Origin of the sequence: Salinimicrobium flavum, assembly GCF_042684505.1 — a bacterium.
GTDB lineage: Bacteria > Bacteroidota > Bacteroidia > Flavobacteriales > Flavobacteriaceae > Salinimicrobium > Salinimicrobium flavum.
On sequence record NZ_JBHULT010000011.1, the window covers coordinates 85,254 to 106,922 of the forward strand.

Genomic DNA, 21,669 nt, shown 5'->3' on the forward strand with positions numbered 1-21,669 from the left:
TGTAACGTCTACAGAGGTTTTATTATATGATATATGTCATTCACAATGGCAGGGCTTTGATTTAATTTTGAGCAAAAGGTGTTCATGTACAGAGTTTTACCATTCTTAATTTTTGCTTTTTTCCTTATTTCGTGTAACGGACGGGAAAAAAAAATACTTCCGAAAGAAACAGGTATTACAGAAGCGGTATACTCATCTGTGATCATTCAACCTGATAGTCTTTACCAGGCCTTTGCTGCAGTGAACGGTATTGTGGAAAACAACCTTTTTGAAGAAGGGGACCTGGTAAAGAAAGGAGACCCCATAGTTCAGATCATTAATTCCAGTCCCAAATTAAATACTGAAAATGCCCGGGTCGCCCTTGAACTGGCAAGGAAGAATTATGAGGGGCAAACTGCCATTCTCAAAGGCATAGAGGAAGAACTCAGAAGCGCAAGGGTTCAATATCTCAATGATTCTGTGAACTTTATTCGACAAAAAAAATTATGGGAGCAGGGGATAGGTTCAAAAACAGCTTTTGAGACCAGGGAAATGGCTTTTGATATTTCTGCATCTTCCCTGGAGATTCTTCGGAATAAGTATTCGCGCACCAAAAATGAACTGCAAACCCAGTTGCGACAGGCAGAGAACAATTATCGCCTTTCACAAATAAATACTACAGATTTTACAGTGACCAGCAAGATCAACGGCAGGGTATATTCCCTTTATAAGAATCCCGGAGAAACCGTTAATACCAATCAGCCGGTGGCTTCTGTGGGAAGCGCATCAGATTTTGTTATTGAAATGCTGGTAGATGAGGTCGACATCGTAAAAATAAAGGAAGGGCAGGAGGTGTTACTGGTGTTGGATGCCTATGGAAACAAAGTTTTTAAGGCCAGAGTGAACAAGATCTACCCCGAAAAGGATGAACGCAATCAAACCTTCCTGGTGGAGGCGTTGTTTGATGAAACTCCCCCTGTATTGTATGCCGGTCTTTCGGGAGAAGCCAATATCGTCATTGAAAGTAAGGAAAAGGCTCTTGTAATCCCTCGCAATTATTTAATAGGAGAGGATAGGGTAAAAACAGAACAGGGATATGTGAAAGTCAGCACAGGGATTAAGAGTATCGATTCCGTAGAGATCACCTCGGGGCTTACCCCTGAAAGTTACATTTATAATCCCGAGAAATGATCAATCATTCTGTCATATTGAGCATCGCCAAAACCCATCTTTTCAGCAAATTAAAGCAAACAATTATTGCAGCGCTGGGGGTGACCTTTGGCATTGGCTCATATGTAACCCTGGTAAGTTTTATGACCGGGATGAACCAAATGCTGGACGACCTTATCCTCAACCAGACCCCACACATCCATATTTACAACGAGATCGAACCCTCTGAAGAGCAACCCATCTTTTTGGCAGATGGAATAAAAAACACTTTCAGGGTGGTACGTTCCGTGAGGCCCAAACAAACCCAGAAGAAGATCTATAATGCTCAACCATTGATCGACCGGCTTAACCGGGATCCCAGGGTGCGGGGTGCACTTCCGCAGGTAAAGGCCCAGATATTCTACGTGTCAGGTTCGATAGAAATAGGAGGGAATCTAATAGGTGCAGACATCCTGAAGGAAGCTGAGTTATTTAACCTGAAAGATTATATAGTTGAAGGGAGTGCGAAAGATCTTCACAACGATTCCAACGGGATCCTGCTGGGAGTAGGACTCGCCAAAAAGATGTCCCTCGAAATAGGGGATAGGGTGCAGATCAATACCATAAAAGGAGAGATCTTCCCACTTAAGATCGTGGGGTTTTACCAAAGCGGAATAACCGAAATTGACAACATTCAAAGCTTCACCAATCTCAAAACTATACAGCGGGTGCTTGGGGAACCTCAAAATTATATCACAGATATCAATGTGAAACTTTACCACATGGATGATGCCGTGCCCATTGCCCAAAAAGTTGAAGAAGAGTATGGGTTAAAGGCTATGGATATTAAGACCGCAAATGCACAATTCGAGACAGGAACCACCATAAGGAACTTCATAACCTATGCTGTCGCTGTCACCTTACTCATTGTTGCTGGATTTGGGATCTATAATATCCTAACTATGCTTATTTATGAGAAGATGAACGACATAGCTATTCTCAAGGCTACAGGATTTTCGGGAAAGGATGTACAACTCATTTTTATGAGTCAGGCTCTTATTATAGGTATAGTTGGAGGGATCCTGGGTTTAATAATGGGTTTTGGCCTGTCTGTGCTTATTGATAATACCCCTTTCGAGACCCCGGCCCTTCCAGCCGTTAAAACTTACCCCATAAATTTCAACGGGTGGTTCTATGTTATTGGGATAAGTTTTGCCCTGATCGCTACTTCCCTGGCCGGTTACCTGCCCTCACGAAAAGCTAAAAATTTGGATCCTGTACAGATCATAAACAGGTTATAGAAGTCCTATGAATATCCTTGAAGCAAGAAATATCAACAAATACTTTAAAAAACCTGTCAAATTCCAGGTGTTGCACGATATAAGTTTATCTGTCAAAGCGGGGGAGTTCGTTTCGATCATGGGAAAATCGGGTTGTGGGAAATCCACCTTGCTTTATGTACTTTCTACCATGGATACTGACTATGACGGGGAACTATTTCTAAAGGAGGAGCTAATTACCGGTGGATCTCCCAATGAACTAGCATTTATCAGGAACAAACGTATTGGATTCGTTTTTCAGTTTCATTATCTGCTGGCCGAATTCTCTGTGCTTGATAATGTAATGCTTCCAGCCTTAAAACTGGGCGAAAAAACAACTAAAGAGATTGAACAGAATGCCATAGAAAAGTTGCGTGTACTGGGCATTGAAAAACTGGCGCCAAAAAAGGCTGCCATGATCTCGGGTGGGGAAAAACAGCGGGTGGCCATAGCCCGTGCATTGATCAATGACCCTTCCATAATTATGGGCGACGAACCTACCGGAAACCTGGATTCCCAAAATTCTGAAAATGTTTTTAATATTTTTAGAAACCTTAGCGATGAACATGGCTTGTCCCTGTTGATCGTGACCCATGACCCCGATTTCGCCAATCGCACAGACAGGATCATACAAATGGAGGACGGCAGGATCATAGGATGAGATATGTCATTGTCCTTCAGGGGTTCATTAGTTATCTTCCCCTTAATTTTGCTGTAAAATGCCTTTTTCCGGTGAAGAATTCATAAAGGTTTTCGGGCAGTAAAATATGGCAGTCTGGCCCCTGCAGATCCTGCTTTTCCTCCTGGGAGGTTTTGCTGTTGCCATGTTGTGCTTCAGGAGGAAATGGAGTTCCAGGATTATAAATCTGGTTTTAGCACTTTTATGGTTGTGGATGGGGGTGGTTTATCATTTGCTGCATTTTAGCAGGATCAACCCGGCAGCCTACTTTTTCGGAGCATTTTTTATTCTCCAGGGACTTATATTTCTTATTCCGGGAGTCCTGAAAGGAAAACTGAAATATGAATTCAATATGCACACCAGGGGAATTCTGGGGATGCTGCTTCTTTTCTTTGCCCTGGTTGTGTATCCTCTTCTTTCTTATTTTTTCGAGCACAGATTTCCTTATTCCCCCACTTTCGGACTTCCCTGCCCCACAACCATATTTACTTTTGGGGTATTGATGTTTTTACAACGCAGGCCTTCCTGGTTTGTGTATATCATTCCGTTTTTGTGGTCACTCCTGGGATTTTCGGCTGCATTAACACTGGGTATCAAAGAGGACCTTGGCCTGTTGGTGGCTGGACTGTTAGGTACACTATTTTTGATCTTCGGAAAATTTAAAAAAGAGGGGGAGGAATTGAGAAAAGATGATCAGCTATTGTATTGAAGAGAGGTGATCTCGAGTTCCAGCCAGGTGAAATCTCCCCCGGGTAATTTCCATGTTACTTTGCAAGCCGAAGGAACCAGCATTCCGTCAAAATCTTTATGTTCAGTTATCTCTATCACCCACTTTTCCTGTTTGGCTTTTTCTCCGCTGCCGTAGTACCTAAAGGCTTCAAAAGACCTTAATTGACCTTTCCTGTCAAAGCTGAAAGTTCCCGAAACCCTTTGATCCTTTATCGCTAATACCGCTTTCACTTCTCCCGGTACAATCTCTTTCCAGGAAATGTATGGTTCTAAAGCAGCAGTAGGAAACCAGCAGATTTCCCCCAAAAAACGGAGCATGGTCCCGGTATCTGTTTCAAGGTTTCCTTTTGCTTCGGCAACTTTAATCAGAGAAAAAAGTTTGATCAACATTTCCCCTTTTCCGTTTACCAACTTGTCTCTGCCGTCGAGATAAACCAAAGGAAAAGCCTTCACCCTTGCCCGCCATACAAAGGCCGGTTCATAAACAGTAAAATGCTGCCGGGCGTAAAAGCGCATCCATCTTCCGTTGGGGTTGATCTTCATTCTTCCTTTTTGCTCGAGATATGCTGTGGTGACAGCAGTGTGATCTGTCGCTCCCGTTACCTTGAGCCATTTTTGGACTGATGCGGGCAGAGCAGCCATTGCGTTTTTTGAAGATGAGGAACTATTTTCCGGAGCAGAATTGATGACAGAGACTTCTTTAGCTGTCATGGCACTGAAGGCTGAATAACCATAAGCCGAAAGAGCCACTGCGAGGATCAATAGATTCAATAGGGTACCGAATTTAGCTTCTTCCCAGTTGATGGTCACCAACAGCTGCGACAGGATCACCCCAATAATTGCTACCGGCTCCCAGCCGTCCTTTTTGAGAAAGTAAAGAATAGCAGCGGCAAACAGCAACAAGAAAGCCACTAGCCAAAGCAGACCTTCGGGAATTTGAATATTCCTGGTTAGCTGCGGAATACTTTGAGGCCGGAAGGCTTTGATCAATCCTAAAAGATGGATAGAACCGTGCAGGAGAAGGATAATACCAAAAACGACCTTCATCATATAATAGTTTAACTTTTTTTCCCGGCGCGGCTGCCTTGTAAAATGAAGAGAGGAACAGGAGTAGAGTATATGATCTTAGAAAGGTGCGATCCAAAAATACGTTCCAGAAAATCCTCTTTCCTTACCGGCAGAATGTTCATATCTATATTACGGGATTCCACCAGGCTAATGACCGCTTCATGAGTAGGGGTGTCAGAAACCCTATGATATTCCGGATTATAGATGGCAAAGTGGTCCTTTAACTCCTTTTCCCCGGCAGTTTCCACTTCAGCATCTGCACCTGTTTCACTCATTTTTAAAATTTCCATTGAAAAAGAGTGATTTCCTATAAGTTCAAGCAAAGGCTTGAGGCTGGTTTGTTCAAAATCTACCGAATGGTCCAGAATAAGCAGCAGGCGCCGCAACATATGGAATTTGAGGCCTGCCGGAATGATGAGCAGTGGAGAATCCACTTTTCTTATCACTCTAAGGGTATGACTGCCAAAAAGTTTTTCCTTCGCGTCTGAAGCTCCATCTGTACCCATAACAATAAGGTCAATATGCTTCACCTCGATGAATTTGTTGATCGAATCTGTAAAAACATCATAATCTGTTAATGCATGAAAAGTGAAATCCTCATCCACGGAATTTTTGCTGATCCTTTTCATTAATTTTTCCAGCTTGCTCTTGTTTTCTGAAATCAGGATATCATATAAAGAATCGTCTGCGGAAGCTTGCATAAGGTCGCCGCTGGTATAGTTCCAGGCTTTATAGATGCTCAGTAAATGGAAGGTACAGGAAGTGCCCTTGAACAACCGTAAGGTATATAAGATCGCATTGGTCGAACATTTGGAAAAGTCGGTGGGCAGCAAAATATTTTTCATCGCAGTAAATTTTGACCAGTTTCAAATTACTATTTCGAACCTGATGCTGCAATGATACAAATCATCTAAAAGGGCAAATCAATAGGAAAACTTTTCAACCTCTCTTACCTCTCCGGCATCCATTGTGTCCAGGTGCTCGCTTCCCACCCTAACCCTAACCAGGCGCAGCGTGGGAAACCCAACTGCAGCAGTCATTTTTTTGACCTGTCGAAATTTCCCTTCCCGTAAGATTACAGAGATCCAGCTGGTAGGGCCGTGGCGTTCATCCCTGATCTTTTTGGCCCGTTCAGGAAATTTAGGTGAAGTAGTAATTATGTCTACAGTACAGGGGTCTGTTTGATATTTTTTACCATAGATCCCAATCTCGACTCCTTTAGAAAGTCTCTCCACGGCCTCCTGGGTTATGAATCCGTCTACCTGCACGTAATATTCCTTCTCTACTTTACCTTTGGTGATCTCTGCGCTAACCTTTCCATTGGTTGTTAGCAGGAGCAAGCCCTCAGAATCTTCATCCAGCCGGCCCACAGCCATAGTCCCTTCAGGGAAATCTGCCAGTTCCCCCAGAAGTCTTTTATTTTTTCGGGTCTTTTGATTAGTAACGAACTGGCTTAGGAATCCATAAGGCTTGTAGATCTTGAAGTGCCGGTGCATGATTTGGTCTTTGCGGCGAATTTAATGAATTATACAGTGATTGTAATTAGAGCTGAAGCTGGAAGAAAAAAGTAGGAAAATTCGTGAATTATTTTTATTTAGGCCAAAAATTCACCAGAAGTGGGTATTGTGAAGAGCTTTTTAATCCTTTAATTTTACAATATGAATTTTCCTGAAGAACTCTTCTGGAAATGGATTAAAAAATCGGGGGTGTAGGGGCCCCGATTTTTTTTTATATTAAATCGAAAGCGTGAGCATATTCGGTAAACTCATAAGAGGTATTAATACCCAGCTTTTTCTTAATGATCTTACGGTGTGTGTTTACCGTGTCTACAGTAATACTTAACTCCTCTGCAATTTCTGAAGAACTTTTTCCCATAGCCACCAATCTCAACACTTCCTTCGCTCGTGCTCCCAGGTTCAGGAATTTTGTATAATTTTCCTTGAAGAACATATTTTCCGCCAGCAGGCGTTCGGCTTTATTGGGAATATGTTTCATCTGGTCTACAGGGAAGACAACCGTCACCAAATGGGTAGGATTCCCGTTATCATCCTGATGGAAGATCCTGACAGAACCAATATGCCAAACCCACTCATCCCTATCCTTGAATTTCACTTGCTGGAAAAATGTAAAGGTCTCTTCTGGATCTTTGTTTTTTAGTAGCTTTTCCAGTTTTTCCAGGAACCCTTCCATATCTTCATTATTGAAGAAGCGTTCGTGGTACTTGCTTCCCATTTCAGATAGCTCATTAAGACTGACCCCCAATTGGCTCAAACCTTTTTGGGTCATAAAAACGGTCTTAAAATCTGTAATAGGGTTGATTTCATGGATAACTACCACCCCGGGCATACATTCTGCAGAGGGTGCAAATTTTTTGATCTTTTCTTCTATAATTTTCAAAGTTGTGAATTTTTAAGGAAAGGATCCAGTTTTATCTTTCACCTTAATTTACCTAATTACTTGTACTTTTATAATTATTAGTTATAGAATAAGAGATTTTGTTACAATATCCAAAAAATGCAGGCAGAATTAAATCAGGTCGAAGGAAAGGGCGTATTTCGTGAAATCATACTGGGTTGAGATCTCCAGTTTCTGTTTTATCGCCATGCGGTGTGAATTGACCGTATCTATAGAAATATTTAAAAGGGCAGAGATCTCACCCGAACTTTTTCCAAGAGCCACCAGCCGCAGAACCTGTTTAGCCCTTGTGCTGAGGCAGGAGAACTTTTTATAATTCTTTTTATAGAAGAAATTTTCGGCCAGTAATCTTTCTGCTTTTTGAGGCAGGTGTTGGAACTCACCAATAGGAAAAGCTGTGGTAACCGTGTGGGTGGGCCTGTTCTTTTCGTCAACATGGAAAACCCTCAGAGAGGAAGCATACCAAACATAATCTTTTTGTTCTTGCAACTGTACCTGGTGGAAAAAGGTATAGGTCTCCTCTAAGGCATCCTCCTGCAGCATTTTTGTAAGGGCCTGGAGATAATCTTCCATGAAATCCTTATTAAGGAACTTCTTCTGGTAATCTTCCCCCACTTCAATAAGTTCCTCCAGGGAAATTCCCAGAAGCTCAAGACCATTAGAGGTCATAAATTTAGGGGAAAAGCCGTCGATTTCATGTATCACTACCACCCCGGGCATTTTCTCTGCCATGGGTGCAAACTCCTTGATTTTTTCCTGAACTGTCATACAAAAGACAAATTAAAGAAATCCATCCCTAATCTCCTTCCCTACAGGCATGATTCTGGTACCGGATGATGTCCAGGACAAGAGGTTAAGTAAGGGATGGTGAAAAATAATTTATGAACCTCTAATTTACTCCAGCATTTTGATCAGTTCTTTGGCTGCTTTTTCTGCCGATGCAGGATTCTGTCCCGTGATAAGTTTTCCCGAAACCTTTACTTTTGAAGTAAAAGGTATGGTAGCCGATTTATAATTGGCTCCCAGTGTTTTCAACCTGTCCTCAAGACTAAAGGGAATATTATCCCTCAAGCCTACCATTTTTTCTTCGGCATTTGAAAAACCTGTGACCTCTTTTCCCTGCAGAATAGCAGGTTCCTTGGTTGCCGCCTTTAAAAGTCCTGCAGGACCGTGGCAAATGGCTGCGATAGGTTTATCTTGATTGAAAAAATCTACTACCAGGTTGGCATTGGTTTCATCTTCGGCCAGGTCTGTCATTGGCCCGTGTCCCCCCGGAAAGAAAACGGCATCAAAATCCCCGGCCTTTACTTCAGAAAGTGGGAGGGTGAATTCAAAATCCTTTTGTGCCTTCTCGTCCTTATTGAACCTGCGGTTCGAAGAAGTTATATTTTCAGTAAGCTTGCTCCTGGGATCTACGGGTGGTTTCCCGCCCTTTGGACTGGCAAGGGTCACTTCATATCCTTTATCAAGAAATTCATAATAGGGATCTGTGAATTCCCCCAACCAAACCCCGGTCTTGTCGCTGGTATTCACAAGTTCACTACTGGAGGTAAGTATCATCAATATTTTTTTCATGGCTTTTCTTTTAGTATTTCCATTTAAGTTAAGCCATTGTCAGTAAAGGATAAAATACTGCTGGAAACTTTATTATATTATTAATAAATGTCCCGGTTATTTTATTTCCAGCGAACTATATCCCTGCCCGTTCCTTTTTAGCTGGATCTGGGTTGCGATCCTTTCCTTCAGCGAATCTACATGGCTAATTATTCCTATGGTCTTTGAAGATTCTGCCTGTAATTTTTCGAGGGTATCCAGCGTTTGATCAAGGGTTTCAGGATCAAGGGTGCCAAAACCTTCATCGATGAACAGACTGTTGATCTCCACATTTCTGGAGGCCAGGTCAGAGAGGGCGAGAGCCATGGAAAGACTCAGGATAAAAGTTTCCCCACCCGAGAGCGTTTTGACAGACCTTCTTTGGCCTCCCATATGCTCATCAATAGCTACCAGTCCGTCATCTTCATCCCCTTCCGGTTTATCGATAAGGTAGCGGTCACTAAGATCTTTAAGCCGCACATTGGCCAGCTGCAGTAACTGCGACAGGCTAAGGTCCTGTGCAAAATCGTTGAATTTTTTACCTGTTGCATCTCCAATAAGGTGGTTCAGTAATTCCCAACGCCTTATGCCTTTTTTCACGCCTGCCAGTTCCTTTTCTATGGCCGCAATTGCAGTTCTCCGCTCGGAATCGTTACGCTGCCTTCTTCTTAATTCCTCACATTCCCCGCTAATCTCTTCAAGTTGTTTTTTGGTAGTAGACATTTTTTCATTCAATACCTCGGCTGTTTCTTCTACGTCTTTCTCTTTAAGAACTGTGAGTTGGTCCCTCAGTGTTTTTAAAGAAGCTTCGATTTGCTCTTTTTGAGAGGTGAGAGCTCCCCGTTCTTTTCTAAGTTCCTGATATTCTGTTTCAAGAAGGAGCCTTAGCAGTGCATCCCTGATCTCCTTACAGTCAATTTTTGAAATCTTCGGTTGCAACAACTTTTCTGCCTTCTCCAGGTCTGCCGATTTTCCTTCCAGTTTGGTACTAAGCTCGCTGTACAATTTGGCTAAAGAACTCTTTTGATGTTGCAGTCCCGTCCAGGATTTTTGTAAGTCAAGACAATCGGTGTCAATATCATTCCCGGTGTAGAGGCTGTCAAGCTCTGCCTTGATCTTTTTACCATGTAGCAGTACATCCTTGATTTCTGAAATAATGGGAATTCCATTGAGTATGGCTGTATGTTTCCGCTTTTCCTGTTCAAATTTCTCCAATAACTGCAGTTTTTCCTCCCTGATGCTGCAAAATTGCTCCCAGTTTTCTTCGGAAGGGTTCAGTTTTGAAAAATGCTCCTCAAAATCTATTTTTTTAGCCTGGAGTTCCCGTTGCTTTTCTCCCAGTTCCTTTTGAACTGCGGCAAGTCTTTTTCGATAATGCCCAAGGGTGGTGCTTAATCCTGTGACCCGCCTTTCCAGTTGATCCAAACTGCTTTGTGTGGCCGAAATCTCTTCCTGAAGCTTATCATTTTTTGGCGGAAGCCCGGTCGCATAGGGATGTTCCTGGGAACCGCATAAAGGGCAGGGTTCCCCGGCATGTAATTTATGGCGAAGTTCCTCGAAATTGGCCTTAAGGATTTCATTGTCCCGTTGCAACTGCAGGTTCTTAAGATCCTTTCGTAAAAGTTCTGCTTTACTGCTGATCTGTTTTATTTGCTCCGGAAATTCTTCCACCTCCGGAAGCAGATTCTTCTCTTCCTGTCGTGCCTTTTCAATGGCTTCAGAAAGATTTTTAATAACTGATGCTTTCTGCTGGGCACGTCTTCCCAGCTGTATGACCTGCCGAAGCCTGCTTTTTTCGGTTTCAGGATTTTCAAGGTCTACATCCCCCAACTGTTCCCTTAACTCCTGAAGGTTTCTCTCTCCCGTAGTTTTCATTTCTTTCAGCTTCAGCTCTTCAGATTCCAGATCACCGTTCAGCATGAAAGGCACCTCCCTGACTTCAGCATGAAATCTTTCCTTCAGGTTATCATATTTGCTAAGCTTTTCTTCCCTTTGATGCTGCAGCTTCCTTACATTCCTTGAAAATTCCTGCAGACTGGTTTCAATTTTCCCTGTTTCAGGCTCCTTTTTAAGGAAGCTTTTTATGTTCTCCAGGCAGGAATTGATCCCCTGCAGGTTTCCCTGCTCCTCCCGGGCATGTGCGGTCAAGTCCTCTCTTAATTCACGACAGGACCTGTCAAGGTTTTGCCAAGACCTTAGATCTTCAGCGAAGACCTGCACCTGCTCGTGCTTTCGTAACTTTTCCAGGTATTTATTTTCGAACTCCTGTATACGTTCGGCAGCAGATCGCTGCAGGTTTTCCTTTTCAAAAATTTGCCGGGCCTGCTCATTGATATTTTTCTTTAGCTGAAGTCGCCTGTCCAGCTGTTCCAGTTCTTTCCCGAGGGGCGTGCAAGCAGTGGTTTTTTCGGCCAGGTCTTTCTTCAACTGCTCCAGGACTTCCTTCTCTAAAAGGTCTTTTTGGAGCACACTTATTTCTCTCTGCCGGTCTTCAATTTCAGCATTTACCTGCTTGAATTTCTGAAAAGCTTTCACCCCCATTTGGCGGTAAATTCCCGTGCCGGTGATCTTTTCCAGCAGCTCACCTCTTTCCTTTTTTTCAGCCTTTAATAACTGTGCAAATTCTCCCTGGGCCAGAAGCACTGCTTTGATGAATTGCTCGTAAGAAAGACCTATCAATTCCTCATTTTTGGAGGGTACTTCAGATTTCTTGAGATCCAGGAGATTCCCGGTATTCAGATCGGAAATTTCCATCTCGTGATCTCTGAGAGTCCCGGTGCGTGCAGTAGAAATCCCCCATTTTGACGAATATTTCCCGGTTTTGGTCTCGTAGGTGATTTTCGCGAAAGCTTCTTTTTGATTGCGCGTAAGGACAGCTCCGAATTTCAGGATGTCGGTTTTCGACAGGGTTCTGTTTCCCGGCATACGCGGTATGCGGTTGAACAATGCCAATGAAATGACATCCAGAATGGTACTCTTCCCGCTTCCCGTAGGACCGGTGATGGCAAAGAGGGAACTAACCGTAAAGGGAGCCTTTGAAAAATCAATTTCGTGGGTTCCCTTGAGGGAATTTATGTTCTGAAATTCAATTTTCAAGATCTTCATAATGCTGTGTTTTCATCCCGCTGTACTTCTTCCAGGAGTTCGTCAAAGGCAGCCACTATTTCCTGTCGGACTTCCGGGTCGTATTCATGCTCTTTTATAAGTTCCAGGAAAACTTCCTTAGGTTGCAGATCCTGTAATTGCTGATCTTCACCAAAAGAGCGGGAAACACCCATTGCCTGATTTTCAAAGCTTGCGCGGTGTTTTATGATCCTGTAGCCTTCCTGTTGAAACGCTGAGACCATCTCATCAAGAGCATAAAGTTTAAGGGCATCATACTGTTCTTCCTTCAGTTCAACTTCGACAAGACTTTCCAGATGCTTTTTTTCCTGCAGCCCTTCTAATTTGAAAATGAGCTCTTCAAGATTTCCCGTCACCTTCAGCAATGACCTGAAAGAGGGTACAGGAATGCTTTTCGGCTCCCAACCATCTAAAGAATCGATCAACAGGACCCTTTTTTCATCCCTTCGTTCGCTAAACGACAGGGGCAAGGGGGAGCCACTGTAAAATGCAGGCACTGCAGCCGCCACTCTTTGCGGTTTATGTATATGTCCCAGGGCAATGTAATTGAAGTAACTGCCAAAACGGGAAGCCTCAAAAGCTGCCAGGTTCCCTATCTGGATTTCCCTTTCACTCTCTGAAGTTTCTATCCCGGCCGTAAAGAGATGGCCCATAGCTATTGCGGGAACAGTCGGGAATTTTGCTGCACAAATTTCTGAAGCTTTAAAAAAGGTATTCTGGATGCCTGTTTTTAGAGCTTCCAGACGGTCTTCATAAGTGTTCCCGTCTTCTGCGCGGCGCAGATCGGCCTCGCGGAGGTAGGGAAGAGCGGCGATCACTACTTCGGGCTGGGTGTTTTTTCCCGGAATCGGGATGATCAAATCCTCCATATTTTCAGGAAGCCCCCCAATAATGTGAATATCCAATTCCCTCAGGATCTCTTTTGGGGCATCAAGCATGGCAGGGGAATCGTGGTTACCCCCGGTAAGTATAATGCTGCAATCAAAACGCTTCAATTTTATTAAAGCTCTGTAGTACTGGGCGCGAGCCTCAGAAGATGGATTAGCGAGATCAAAAATATCCCCGGAAACCAGCAGGACATCCACCTGTTGCTCCTCAATTATCCTGCACAGCCAGTTGGTGAAGAGATCAAAATCTTCGGAAAGATCAGTCTTATGTAGTTTTTTCCCGATGTGCCAGTCGGCGGTATGGAGAATTTTCATTTTCTGTTTTTTTTGGAGAGCCTGGGTCGGCTTCGAAAGTAATATTATTACCTCTCTATAGCAAAATTATAATACCCTGGCGACAGAAGATGTCGTTATAAAAAAGGTTACCAAAAATAGCTTTTTTGGTAACCTTTGTGGTTTTCCTGTTCAGGATCAAAGCAATCCTGTATTGAAATTATTTTTCCGAAGCAATAGATCAGAAGATAGGGTGGTTTCTCAAAGTTGATTATTTTCCTCCAGGTTCTTTCTTATCTTATCTATAGCCTTTTCAATGGATTCATCGGGTTCTATGATATTGTTTTCCCCCCAGAAGGCTACATCTGCAAATCCTGAAACATCATCGATCATAACGATGTTAGGATTTATATAGTTTTCATCTCTTTTAAATTTCCCTTCTGCCGGCTGCCAGTCGGTCACTGCCAGTTCACTGTTCACCCGGTAACGGGAATTGAACAGCCGGCGCTTCCAGTTCACCACAAACTCGAGGTCGGTCTTCCCGTAACCGAAATACCAACGGCCATCCCTTTCACGATATTCAATATCATAATGTACTGAAATAGGATAGACCTTGGTGCCTCCGGGTTTTTTCTTGACAAAAAGAGCTGTGGCTGCTGCCCGGTTATCTACATTGAGATTAAAAGACCCCTTTACGAGAGTGAAATTTTCAGCATCGATATAAAGTTTCCCGAAGTACCACGGGTAATCCTTTGCCAACTCTTCAAAATTCACCACATAAAGATAGCGGTCATTGATCCTGGTGGGAGGATCAAAACTGAATTTATAGTTATTCAAACCCTCATTCCTGAACATGAAATCGGGGTTTTTCATGAGATCGATATTCACCGTATTATAGGGTCCCCCCCTTAATTTAAGGGCAAGGGTATCCAGGCGGTCATAGTCTGCCGTCTTACGGGCTTTAATTAGCGATATTTTATCACTAACAGTGTTGCTGTAAGGGGTTTTGTGTATGGTCACCACCGCTTCAGAAAGAGATACATTTTTTCTGCCTCTTTTGATGGTTTCGCGGTAAAAGGCCGTCATGTCAAGAGATTCTGTGAAATAATTACTTCCACGGTTCCGCAGCATATTTTTTACCACTGCCTGCGGATCTGTATAGGTGAAAATAGCCACTTCAGATAATTCTTCCATGGATTCATCCAACTCTACTACCACGTCATCTCCTCTGAAATAATCCAGGGGTAAGGTTTTGCTTCGGTATCCAAGGTGTGACACGGTCACCGTGACGTCTGTGAGGTTATCGGGGACTTTTAAAGAAAATTCCCCGTCGTTATTGGTCACCGTTGAAATATTCGTGCCGTTGACAGAAAGATAAGCAGAGGCAAGCGGTTGCCCGTTACGGCTGCTAACTACTTTTCCGAAGTATTCAGCGCGAATAATATCCTTTGTTGTAAGATCAGGAAAATTCTCTGCTGAAAGTGATACTGGAAGCGCGACAAATATCATCAGCAGGATAAGTATAAGTCTGCGGGTATGGTTTATTTTTTTCATGGCAGATGTGTTAAAGGTAGCCTCTCTAAGATACTGAATTTAAGTTATTTTTAAAAATCCAATTTCCGGAAATATTTTGGCACCTCCTGAAGGCCTGTTCTGAGTTATTGAATAGGTACTCAGATAAATATATGTTGCCGCAATGATTTTTTTAACATATATTTATAGAGATCCAAAATCCCCCTATATGATCTAAAAAATGTAAGTATGGGCGGACGTTTACTATTCTTATTATTTTTTCTCTCCTTAACTACGGCGCTGGCCCAAAAGCCTTCCTATGACTTTAAGAATATTACCATCAATGACGGTTTGTCACAGAACAGCGTGGTTGCCATTGCAGAAGACGATTATGGTTTTATGTGGTTTGCGACCCAGGACGGGCTCAACCGATTTGACGGTCGGGATTTCGTAATATTTCCACGGACTTTTGACGATATTACTTCCCCCACTAATTCCCAGACGGGAAAACTGGTTGCCAGGGGAAAGGAATTGTGGCTCATTAAAAAAGGGGGAGAGATAGAGATATTTGATCTTGCGACAGAAGAATTTCGCCCATTTCTCCTTCCGGAAAAACAGGAAAACCTGCAGTCTCCGGTAACTTACCTTTATTTCGACACCCGGGATGATCTGTGGTTGGGAACCTCAGGCAAGGGGCTGTATAAAATTGACCGGAAAACAAATAATGTTACCCGGTATCACCGGGATGCAACCAACCAATTCTCCCTTTCCGGCAACCGGGTGCGTTCTGTTTTCCAGGATTCTTCCGGAGATATATGGATCATGACCTATAAAGGCCTGAACAGATTAGGGAAAGCAGGAAACAGGCAATATCTTCCCGGGGTAAATGCCAATATTTTAAAGGAGGATAAGGACGGAAAACTTTGGTTAGGCACCTTTGGAAAGGGCATTTTTACCAGGGCTAAAGATTCCGCTTCATTTTCCCCTTTTCAGGGATACCCGAAACACCCCATTCCGAAAGATCTCATAGTAGAGAGTTTGCTGACAGAAGAGGATGGAAAAGTATGGGTAGGAACTTATGGGAATGGTCTGTTCATCATTAATACTAATGAAAAAACTATAGTTCATCTCCTTCCCGAAAGAAGAAATCCCTTTTCCCTGGGATTCCAGGATGTACTTTCTATTGAAAAGGACAGGAATGGTGGGATTTGGATTGGGACTGACGGGGGTGGGGTGAGTTATTACAATCTTCATTTTAATATTTTCAACCGGCTGACAGATCAGGATGTGCAGGAAAATATAGCTATTGAACAGATAAGGGCTGTCACCACAGATGATGACGGATTTGTTTGGTTGGGGACTTCGGGAAATGGCCTCACTAGTTTTTTACCCGCAGAAAATGAGTTCCAAACCTTCCATTTCAAACCGTTTAAAAGCGGCATCAGTAATTATGACAGGGTAGTTTCCCTACTTTCAGATGACGAAGGTGACCTGTGGATAGGAACCCAGGGGAACGGCTTAATGCTCAAAGACCGCGGTACAGGAGAGCTGAAAAAATGGTTTTTTTCTGAAGCAGGCACCGCTTCAGAAAGGATCCCGGACAATACCATATGGACGCTTACTCATGCCGAAAATAACCGGGTATGGGCAGGCACCAGAAATGCGGGCCTACTACTAATTGATAAGGAAGAAGGGTTAATTTCCCAATATTTACCGGAACCTGCCTCAAATTTGGGTTCACAGAACAACATCAGGAGTGTGGAACAGCTCAATGATTCTATTCTTGCCCTGGGACTCGAACAAAATGGGATTAGGTTATTGAACACCTGTACCGGCAAATTTAAAGAGGTAACCAACCTTTTTATTGAGCAAACCATTGAAGATGAATACGGGATCAAATGTCTATTTTTTGAATCGGGATTTCTTTGGGCCGGCACAGCCGGAAGGGGTATCCTTATCATTCATCTGGAGTCAGGAAATACTCAATTGCTGGATGCTTCAGAGGATCTGCCCAATAATATGATCTATGGGATCCTTGCTGAGGGAAAGAATGCAGTTTGGGTGAGCAGTAACCGGGGCATCTTCAGAATTGATCACCACGTTGATATGGACGAGGTTCAGGTGACCGGGATTTATCCTTTTACCGTGGAAGACGGCTTACAAAGCAATGAGTTCAATACCGGGGCGTTCCATAAAGCAGAGGACGGAACCCTCTATTTTGGAGGGATCAACGGGTTGAACTTCTTTGATCCGAATAAAATATCCCATTCTCGCAGAACAGGACCGGTGGTATTAACCGGGGTGATGGTGGGCAACAAACCTCTGGAAACAGATACCCTAATCACTTATAAAGATCACATACGGTTACCCTATTCTGAGAATTCCCTTTCTTTTAATTATACGGTCATTGATTTTTTATCTCCCCAAAAAATGAATTATCAATACCGACTGACCGGATATGATGACAACTGGATAGATGCGGGTTCGCGGCAATATTCAGCTTATACCAATTTACCCCCGGGGGAATATGATTTTCAGGTCAAACTGGCCGGGGAGGAGTTGGCTGAAGCTCAAACCGCCAGCCTGGGCATTACCATTACGGGACCTTTCTGGTTGCGATGGTGGTTCATTGTCATGGTAATTTTGATCATTGCAACTCTTTTATATGCTTTCTATCGCTACAGGATCAACCAGTTGCTGGAAGTGCAGCGCGTGAAAAATACTATTTCTGCCGATCTGCATGATGATCTGGGTTCCCGGCTTACCAGTATCCATTTTTTATCGGCTGTATCCAAAAAGAAAATTTTAATGAATGAAGATGCCAAAGCCTGTCTCCAAAGAATAGATGAAGAGGTGATGGCTTCAGCCGAAGCTTTGAACGAGATCGTATGGAATATTAAAATGAATGATGAAAGCCTGGAAGATATTGTGGCAAAAATGAGAAGGTACGCAGGGGAGGCACTTGACGGGGCCGGTTTAAATTACAAAGTGACAATAGAGGATGACTTTACCGGTAAGAAAATGGGGATGCAGGAGCGCAGGGAACTTTTCCTTATTTATAAGGAATTACTGAATAATATAAGAAAACACGCAGCTGCAGAAACGGTGGACATAGAGATCGCCATAAAGGAGGAAATGTTCTATTTAGCCGTTGGAGATGATGGAAAAGGTTTTAACCCTGACGGAGAAACCGACCGGAATGGGATTCGAAATTCCAGGGAAAGGGTAAGAAAATGGAATGGCCGCTTAAAAATCATTTCGGAATCCAATAAAGGGACCCTTATCGAAATTTGGCTTCCATTCGATACCCCTTCATTACAAACTAAACTTCTCATGATGTTTAAAAAAGATTCAGAATAGGTTTAACAAATCTCTTCTCTCATCCTAAAAGAGGATTGCGGAAATGGTAAAGGAGAACTAAATTTACATATGACAACACGGCTGGTAATTTTTGAGGATAATGATATGGTGCGAAATTCGCTGGCTACCCTGCTAAATGACGGTGAAGGATACCGGGTTTTGGGTGCTTATCCCAATGTACTGGATGTAAAGGCCGTAATTGAAAAAAATATGCCCGATGTGGTCATTCTTGATATAGATATGCCCTCAATGGATGGGATCACTGCCATTCCCATGATCAAGGAAGTTGATCCTGAAATTTCGGTGGTGATGTATACCCAATTTGAAGATGATGATAAACTTTTTAAGAGTCTGTGTGCTGGTGCCGATGGATATGTGCTCAAAAAAACCTCTCCCCTACAACTACTGGAAGCAATAGAAGAAGTAAGGAGGGGAGGAGCACCTCTGTCCCCGGCGGTAGCAAGAAAAGTCCTGAATTCTTTTCGCACCCGCCAAAGGAGTGCCCGTGAAAAATTTGAACTTACCGATAGGGAAGTGGAAGTATTGCAACTGCTTATTAAAGGATATAGTGTCAAACTTATAGCTTCTGAACTTAACATAGCATTTGATACCTCCCGTTCCCATCTTCGTAATATTTACAGAAAACTCCATGTGAACTGTGGCAAAGAAGCCATCGCCAAGATACTGGCAGAAAAGATCATTTTGTAGCTGAGAAAGAATAGGATTAATAGTTCATTAGAATGGTTGGAAAAGCATCTTTTTAAGGAAGATGCTTTTTTTATACCCGTATATCTCACCCTAAAAGGCGATTGTGAACCAGGGGAATTCCTGCTAATTTAGTTCACTCCCTATTTTATCTCCCTTACAGATAGATCAAAATCCAGGATTTCAATGAGCTCCCAACAGGTAGCCCTGCCTGATATTGCCTCCCCCCTTTTTGACTAATTTAAATTTTTCTGTTATGAAAAGTCATTACTCTATTTCCCATGATTCCTTAAAAAAAGGGTTTGTGGCACTCTTGTTCCTTTTGATATGTATCCCACTTCAAGCCCAGGTGGTAGATTTGAACGAATCTGGAGTACTTCCGGAAATCACTGCACCTGAGATGGCCGGAAAGCCAATATTTAAAAATGCCAAACGGGCCAGGCCTTTTAATATGAACCAGATAATCAAAAATCGGGGATTGGGGAAAGGTGCCAATCTTCAGTTACATTTATTTGACAATAAAAAATTTGAATCTGTTGTCGAAAGAAGGTCCACAGATATAAATGGGGTGACAACTATTGTGGTGAAACTAAAGGATTATCAATTTGCCAGGGGATACATAAGTATATCACAATCCTCTTTTCTGATCGACATACATATTCCTGAATTGAATGAAAAATATACAACCAGGGGGGATAAATCAACAGGTACCAATTATCTATTGGAGTTAGAAGAAGATGCTTATTCAGATTTAGATTGCGGTACTGCTTCTACCCCGACAAAAGATGAAAGTTCCAGGACTCAGATAAATTCAACAGAAAAATCGGGTGTAACCACCCAGGCTATTGATGTCGATCCTGCCACTTGTGAGGTTATTTTACCGGGTGCGGCCGATCCTGCGGTAATTGACTTACTGGTGGTATATACACCTGCAGCTGAACAATGGGCTATAGATAATGGCACTGATATTAATACGCTTATTGCCACGAATATTGCTGAGTCTAATGAAGTCGTTGGAAGTAACAATAATAACCTTGGCATATCCTTCTTCCTGGTGCATTCGGAAAAGTTGAATTATACAGAACAAGGGGGTATTGGAACAGATTGGGGAAATTTACTCACTTATGGTGATGGTAACCTGGATGAAGTTCATAGTATCCGAAAAACATATAATGCAGATTTAGTTGTTATGCTTTCCTCTTATGAGAACAGTGGTAACGGCGGAATCGCTACTCCATTAAATTCACGTTATGGTATGCCTACCAATGCTTTTGCTGCTGTGAGAGTTGATTATGCGGCTTATACCGACGCCTTTATTCATGAAATTGGACATATGATGGGAGCAGGCCATCATAAAGAACAAACCGATGGCCCTGGTCCCACGACATTTACAGACTGGCCAACCAACACCTGGTCTGCCGGTTGGAGATGGCAGGGTACAGACAATCTATACTATTCTGATATTATGACATACCAGGGTCCGGACCAATTCCCGGATGGTAATTCCACTTCCCATATTCCTTATTTTTCTGATTCGAAGATTACAATTGATGGGCAGTCAATTGGAGATTCTCAAAATGGAGATAATGCCCGTACTCTTTTGGAAATGAAACATTACGTGGCAAGATATGAGGAATCAGCTCAATACTGTTTGGTAAATCCACCAGATAATTATGTGGGGGAATACTTTCTCTCTTCTGTGAACATGGGCCTTATTTCTATCACGAGTTCAGGAAGTGGGTATTCCGATTATACGACATTGGCTACATGTCTATTACCAGGTGAGGTGCAGCAGTTATCAGTGGAAATTACAAAAATACAAAATTGGGGTACTTACTTTTCTGTCTGGATAGACTGGAATGATAATAAAGAATTTGATTCAGACGAACTAGAATTTACTTCTGACGCCAGCGCTAATTTTTTTACTACAAATATTACGGCACCTGTTGGATTTCCAGCGGGTCCTAAGCGTATGCGAATTCGTACTCATCCTAACTCCAATATTGATCCATGCGGAGGCAGCGATTTAGGAGAGATTGAGGATTACACGATAAACCTTGGAGAAGCAACGCCTTGTACTACTGCTTCAACACCTCAAAATTTTGATCTCACTGAGACTCAAAGCAATAATGCTTCATTTTCCTGGGATTCTGTCGAAGGTGCAACATCCTATGAATTACGATATAGGAAAACAGGTGCAACTCAGTGGAACTTAATTTCTGATATTCGTTTTCCATATTACACACTAACAGGACTGGAGCTTTTAACTGAATATGAAGCACAGGTTAGAAGCACCTGCCAGGGTATACCTTCTGAATTTACAAGCTCCTTAGTTTTTTCAACAACAGATTATTGTTCTTCCAGTGGTACGGATGGAAATCTTTCCATTACCAGAGTGCGAGTTGGGACTATTGATAACATATCCTCAGGTGATGCTTCCGGATATACAGATTTCACATCTATGTCCACAGACCTTAAGCAGGGAGACCAGTATAGTCTTACCATTGATAACAGCGGTCCCAGTGGTTCAGACTATCCAAAAGGTTATCGGGCTTGGATAGATTATAATAATGATGCTGATTTTGAAGATCCCGGAGAATTGGTTTTTGACGTGGTGAGTTCCACGAACACAGCTAATGGTACATTTACAGTACCTCTAAATTATACAGCAGAAGTAAGGATGCGAATCTCTTTTCAAATGTTTAGAAGACCTGCTGCATGTGGTGATTTCGAATTTGGTGAAGTAGAGGATTATACGGTGAATATTATTAACCCCGGAAACCAGGCACCTGTAGCAAATGCCGGAGTAGACCAAACCCTTACCGATACAGATAATAACGGCACTGAGCTGGTGACTTTGGATGGTTCAGGCTCAACA

The 21,669-nt window shown here is 42.7% G+C and carries 16 protein-coding genes; 7 read left to right on the plus strand and 9 right to left on the minus strand.

Annotated elements, in window-relative coordinates; all coding sequences use genetic code 11:
- The first annotated feature begins 84 nt into the window (after positions 1 to 84).
- The 4 genes from ACFSTG_RS13575 (at position 85) to ACFSTG_RS13590 (ending at position 3,835) form a co-directional block, all read left to right on the plus strand.
- Positions 85 to 1,170 carry an efflux RND transporter periplasmic adaptor subunit gene (locus ACFSTG_RS13575; protein ID WP_380754053.1) on the plus strand — a complete coding sequence of 362 codons (1,086 nt, stop codon included), beginning with the start codon at positions 85 to 87 and terminating at the stop codon, positions 1,168 to 1,170.
- Positions 1,167 to 2,429 carry an ABC transporter permease gene (locus ACFSTG_RS13580; protein ID WP_380754056.1) on the plus strand — a complete coding sequence of 421 codons (1,263 nt, stop codon included), beginning with the start codon at positions 1,167 to 1,169 and terminating at the stop codon, positions 2,427 to 2,429. The genes ACFSTG_RS13575 and ACFSTG_RS13580 overlap by 4 nt, the downstream gene beginning before the upstream one ends.
- 7 nt (positions 2,430 to 2,436) lie before the next feature.
- Positions 2,437 to 3,108, plus strand: a complete 672-nt coding sequence (locus ACFSTG_RS13585; protein WP_380754059.1) for an ABC transporter ATP-binding protein — start codon at positions 2,437 to 2,439, stop codon at positions 3,106 to 3,108.
- Positions 3,109 to 3,214: 106 nt separating this feature from the next.
- Positions 3,215 to 3,835: a DUF6064 family protein gene (locus ACFSTG_RS13590; protein WP_380754062.1), complete on the plus strand. Its 621-nt coding sequence runs from the start codon at positions 3,215 to 3,217 to the stop codon at positions 3,833 to 3,835.
- Here the strand turns inward: ACFSTG_RS13590 and ACFSTG_RS13595 are convergent.
- The 9 genes from ACFSTG_RS13595 to ACFSTG_RS13635 all read right to left on the minus strand — a co-directional run bounded on the left by ACFSTG_RS13595 (position 3,820) and on the right by ACFSTG_RS13635 (position 14,768).
- Positions 3,820 to 4,905: a DUF6920 family protein gene (locus ACFSTG_RS13595; RefSeq protein ID WP_380754065.1), complete on the minus strand. Its 1,086-nt coding sequence runs from the start codon at positions 4,903 to 4,905 to the stop codon at positions 3,820 to 3,822. The genes ACFSTG_RS13590 and ACFSTG_RS13595 overlap by 16 nt on opposite strands.
- Positions 4,906 to 4,913: 8 nt before the next feature.
- The gene (locus ACFSTG_RS13600; protein WP_380754068.1) at positions 4,914 to 5,768 is read right to left on the minus strand and encodes a universal stress protein; all 855 of its coding nucleotides are present in this window, start codon (positions 5,766 to 5,768) and stop codon (positions 4,914 to 4,916) included.
- A 78-nt stretch (positions 5,769 to 5,846) separates the two neighbouring features.
- Complete coding sequence (locus ACFSTG_RS13605) at positions 5,847 to 6,419, minus strand: pseudouridine synthase (protein WP_380754071.1); 573 nt, start codon at positions 6,417 to 6,419, stop codon at positions 5,847 to 5,849.
- 232 nt (positions 6,420 to 6,651) lie between these two features.
- Positions 6,652 to 7,320 (minus strand): helix-turn-helix transcriptional regulator, encoded by a 669-nt coding sequence (locus tag ACFSTG_RS13610; RefSeq protein ID WP_380754076.1) that lies wholly within the window; start codon positions 7,318 to 7,320, stop codon positions 6,652 to 6,654.
- Positions 7,321 to 7,449: 129 nt separating this feature from the next.
- A complete protein-coding gene (locus tag ACFSTG_RS13615; RefSeq protein ID WP_380754079.1) occupies positions 7,450 to 8,106 on the minus strand; it encodes a helix-turn-helix transcriptional regulator in 657 nt (218 codons plus the stop codon).
- 126 nt (positions 8,107 to 8,232) lie between these two features.
- Entirely contained in the window at positions 8,233 to 8,913 is a 681-nt protein-coding gene (locus ACFSTG_RS13620) for a type 1 glutamine amidotransferase domain-containing protein (protein ID WP_380754084.1), read from the minus strand.
- Between the two features lie 96 nt (positions 8,914 to 9,009).
- The gene (locus ACFSTG_RS13625; protein WP_380754090.1) at positions 9,010 to 12,036 is read right to left on the minus strand and encodes an SbcC/MukB-like Walker B domain-containing protein; all 3,027 of its coding nucleotides are present in this window, start codon (positions 12,034 to 12,036) and stop codon (positions 9,010 to 9,012) included.
- Positions 12,033 to 13,256 (minus strand): exonuclease subunit SbcD, encoded by a 1,224-nt coding sequence (sbcD, locus tag ACFSTG_RS13630; protein ID WP_380754096.1) that lies wholly within the window; start codon positions 13,254 to 13,256, stop codon positions 12,033 to 12,035. Before sbcD ends, ACFSTG_RS13625 begins: the two co-directional genes overlap by 4 nt.
- A gap of 219 nt (positions 13,257 to 13,475) precedes the next feature.
- Positions 13,476 to 14,768: a carboxypeptidase-like regulatory domain-containing protein gene (locus ACFSTG_RS13635; RefSeq protein WP_380754101.1), complete on the minus strand. Its 1,293-nt coding sequence runs from the start codon at positions 14,766 to 14,768 to the stop codon at positions 13,476 to 13,478.
- A gap of 207 nt (positions 14,769 to 14,975) precedes the next feature.
- Here ACFSTG_RS13635 and ACFSTG_RS13640 point away from each other — a divergent pair, with 207 nt between their 5' ends.
- The 3 genes from ACFSTG_RS13640 to ACFSTG_RS13650 all read left to right on the plus strand — a co-directional run.
- Entirely contained in the window at positions 14,976 to 18,086 is a 3,111-nt protein-coding gene (locus tag ACFSTG_RS13640; protein ID WP_380754106.1) for a ligand-binding sensor domain-containing protein, read from the plus strand.
- Between the two features lie 69 nt (positions 18,087 to 18,155).
- Positions 18,156 to 18,794, plus strand: a complete 639-nt coding sequence (locus ACFSTG_RS13645; protein WP_380754110.1) for a response regulator — start codon at positions 18,156 to 18,158, stop codon at positions 18,792 to 18,794.
- Positions 18,795 to 19,047: 253 nt separating this feature from the next.
- On the plus strand, positions 19,048 to 21,669 hold a 2,622-nt coding region (locus tag ACFSTG_RS13650), incomplete at its 3' end, for a GEVED domain-containing protein (protein WP_380754113.1).

Coding starts and splice junctions, on each gene's coding strand:
- ACFSTG_RS13625 (WP_380754090.1), bottom strand. CDS start 12,036: ATGAAGATCTTGAAAATTGAATTTCAGAACATAAATTCCCTCAAGGGA.
- sbcD (WP_380754096.1), bottom strand. CDS start 13,256: ATGAAAATTCTCCATACCGCCGACTGGCACATCGGGAAAAAACTACAT.
- ACFSTG_RS13620 (WP_380754084.1), bottom strand. CDS start 8,913: ATGAAAAAAATATTGATGATACTTACCTCCAGTAGTGAACTTGTGAAT.
- ACFSTG_RS13645 (WP_380754110.1), top strand. CDS start 18,156: ATGACAACACGGCTGGTAATTTTTGAGGATAATGATATGGTGCGAAAT.
- ACFSTG_RS13595 (WP_380754065.1), bottom strand. CDS start 4,905: ATGATGAAGGTCGTTTTTGGTATTATCCTTCTCCTGCACGGTTCTATC.
- ACFSTG_RS13635 (WP_380754101.1), bottom strand. CDS start 14,768: ATGAAAAAAATAAACCATACCCGCAGACTTATACTTATCCTGCTGATG.
- ACFSTG_RS13590 (WP_380754062.1), top strand. CDS start 3,215: ATGGCAGTCTGGCCCCTGCAGATCCTGCTTTTCCTCCTGGGAGGTTTT.
- ACFSTG_RS13640 (WP_380754106.1), top strand. CDS start 14,976: ATGGGCGGACGTTTACTATTCTTATTATTTTTTCTCTCCTTAACTACG.
- ACFSTG_RS13585 (WP_380754059.1), top strand. CDS start 2,437: ATGAATATCCTTGAAGCAAGAAATATCAACAAATACTTTAAAAAACCT.
- ACFSTG_RS13575 (WP_380754053.1), top strand. CDS start 85: ATGTACAGAGTTTTACCATTCTTAATTTTTGCTTTTTTCCTTATTTCG.
- ACFSTG_RS13615 (WP_380754079.1), bottom strand. CDS start 8,106: ATGACAGTTCAGGAAAAAATCAAGGAGTTTGCACCCATGGCAGAGAAA.
- ACFSTG_RS13580 (WP_380754056.1), top strand. CDS start 1,167: ATGATCAATCATTCTGTCATATTGAGCATCGCCAAAACCCATCTTTTC.
- ACFSTG_RS13605 (WP_380754071.1), bottom strand. CDS start 6,419: ATGCACCGGCACTTCAAGATCTACAAGCCTTATGGATTCCTAAGCCAG.
- ACFSTG_RS13600 (WP_380754068.1), bottom strand. CDS start 5,768: ATGAAAAATATTTTGCTGCCCACCGACTTTTCCAAATGTTCGACCAAT.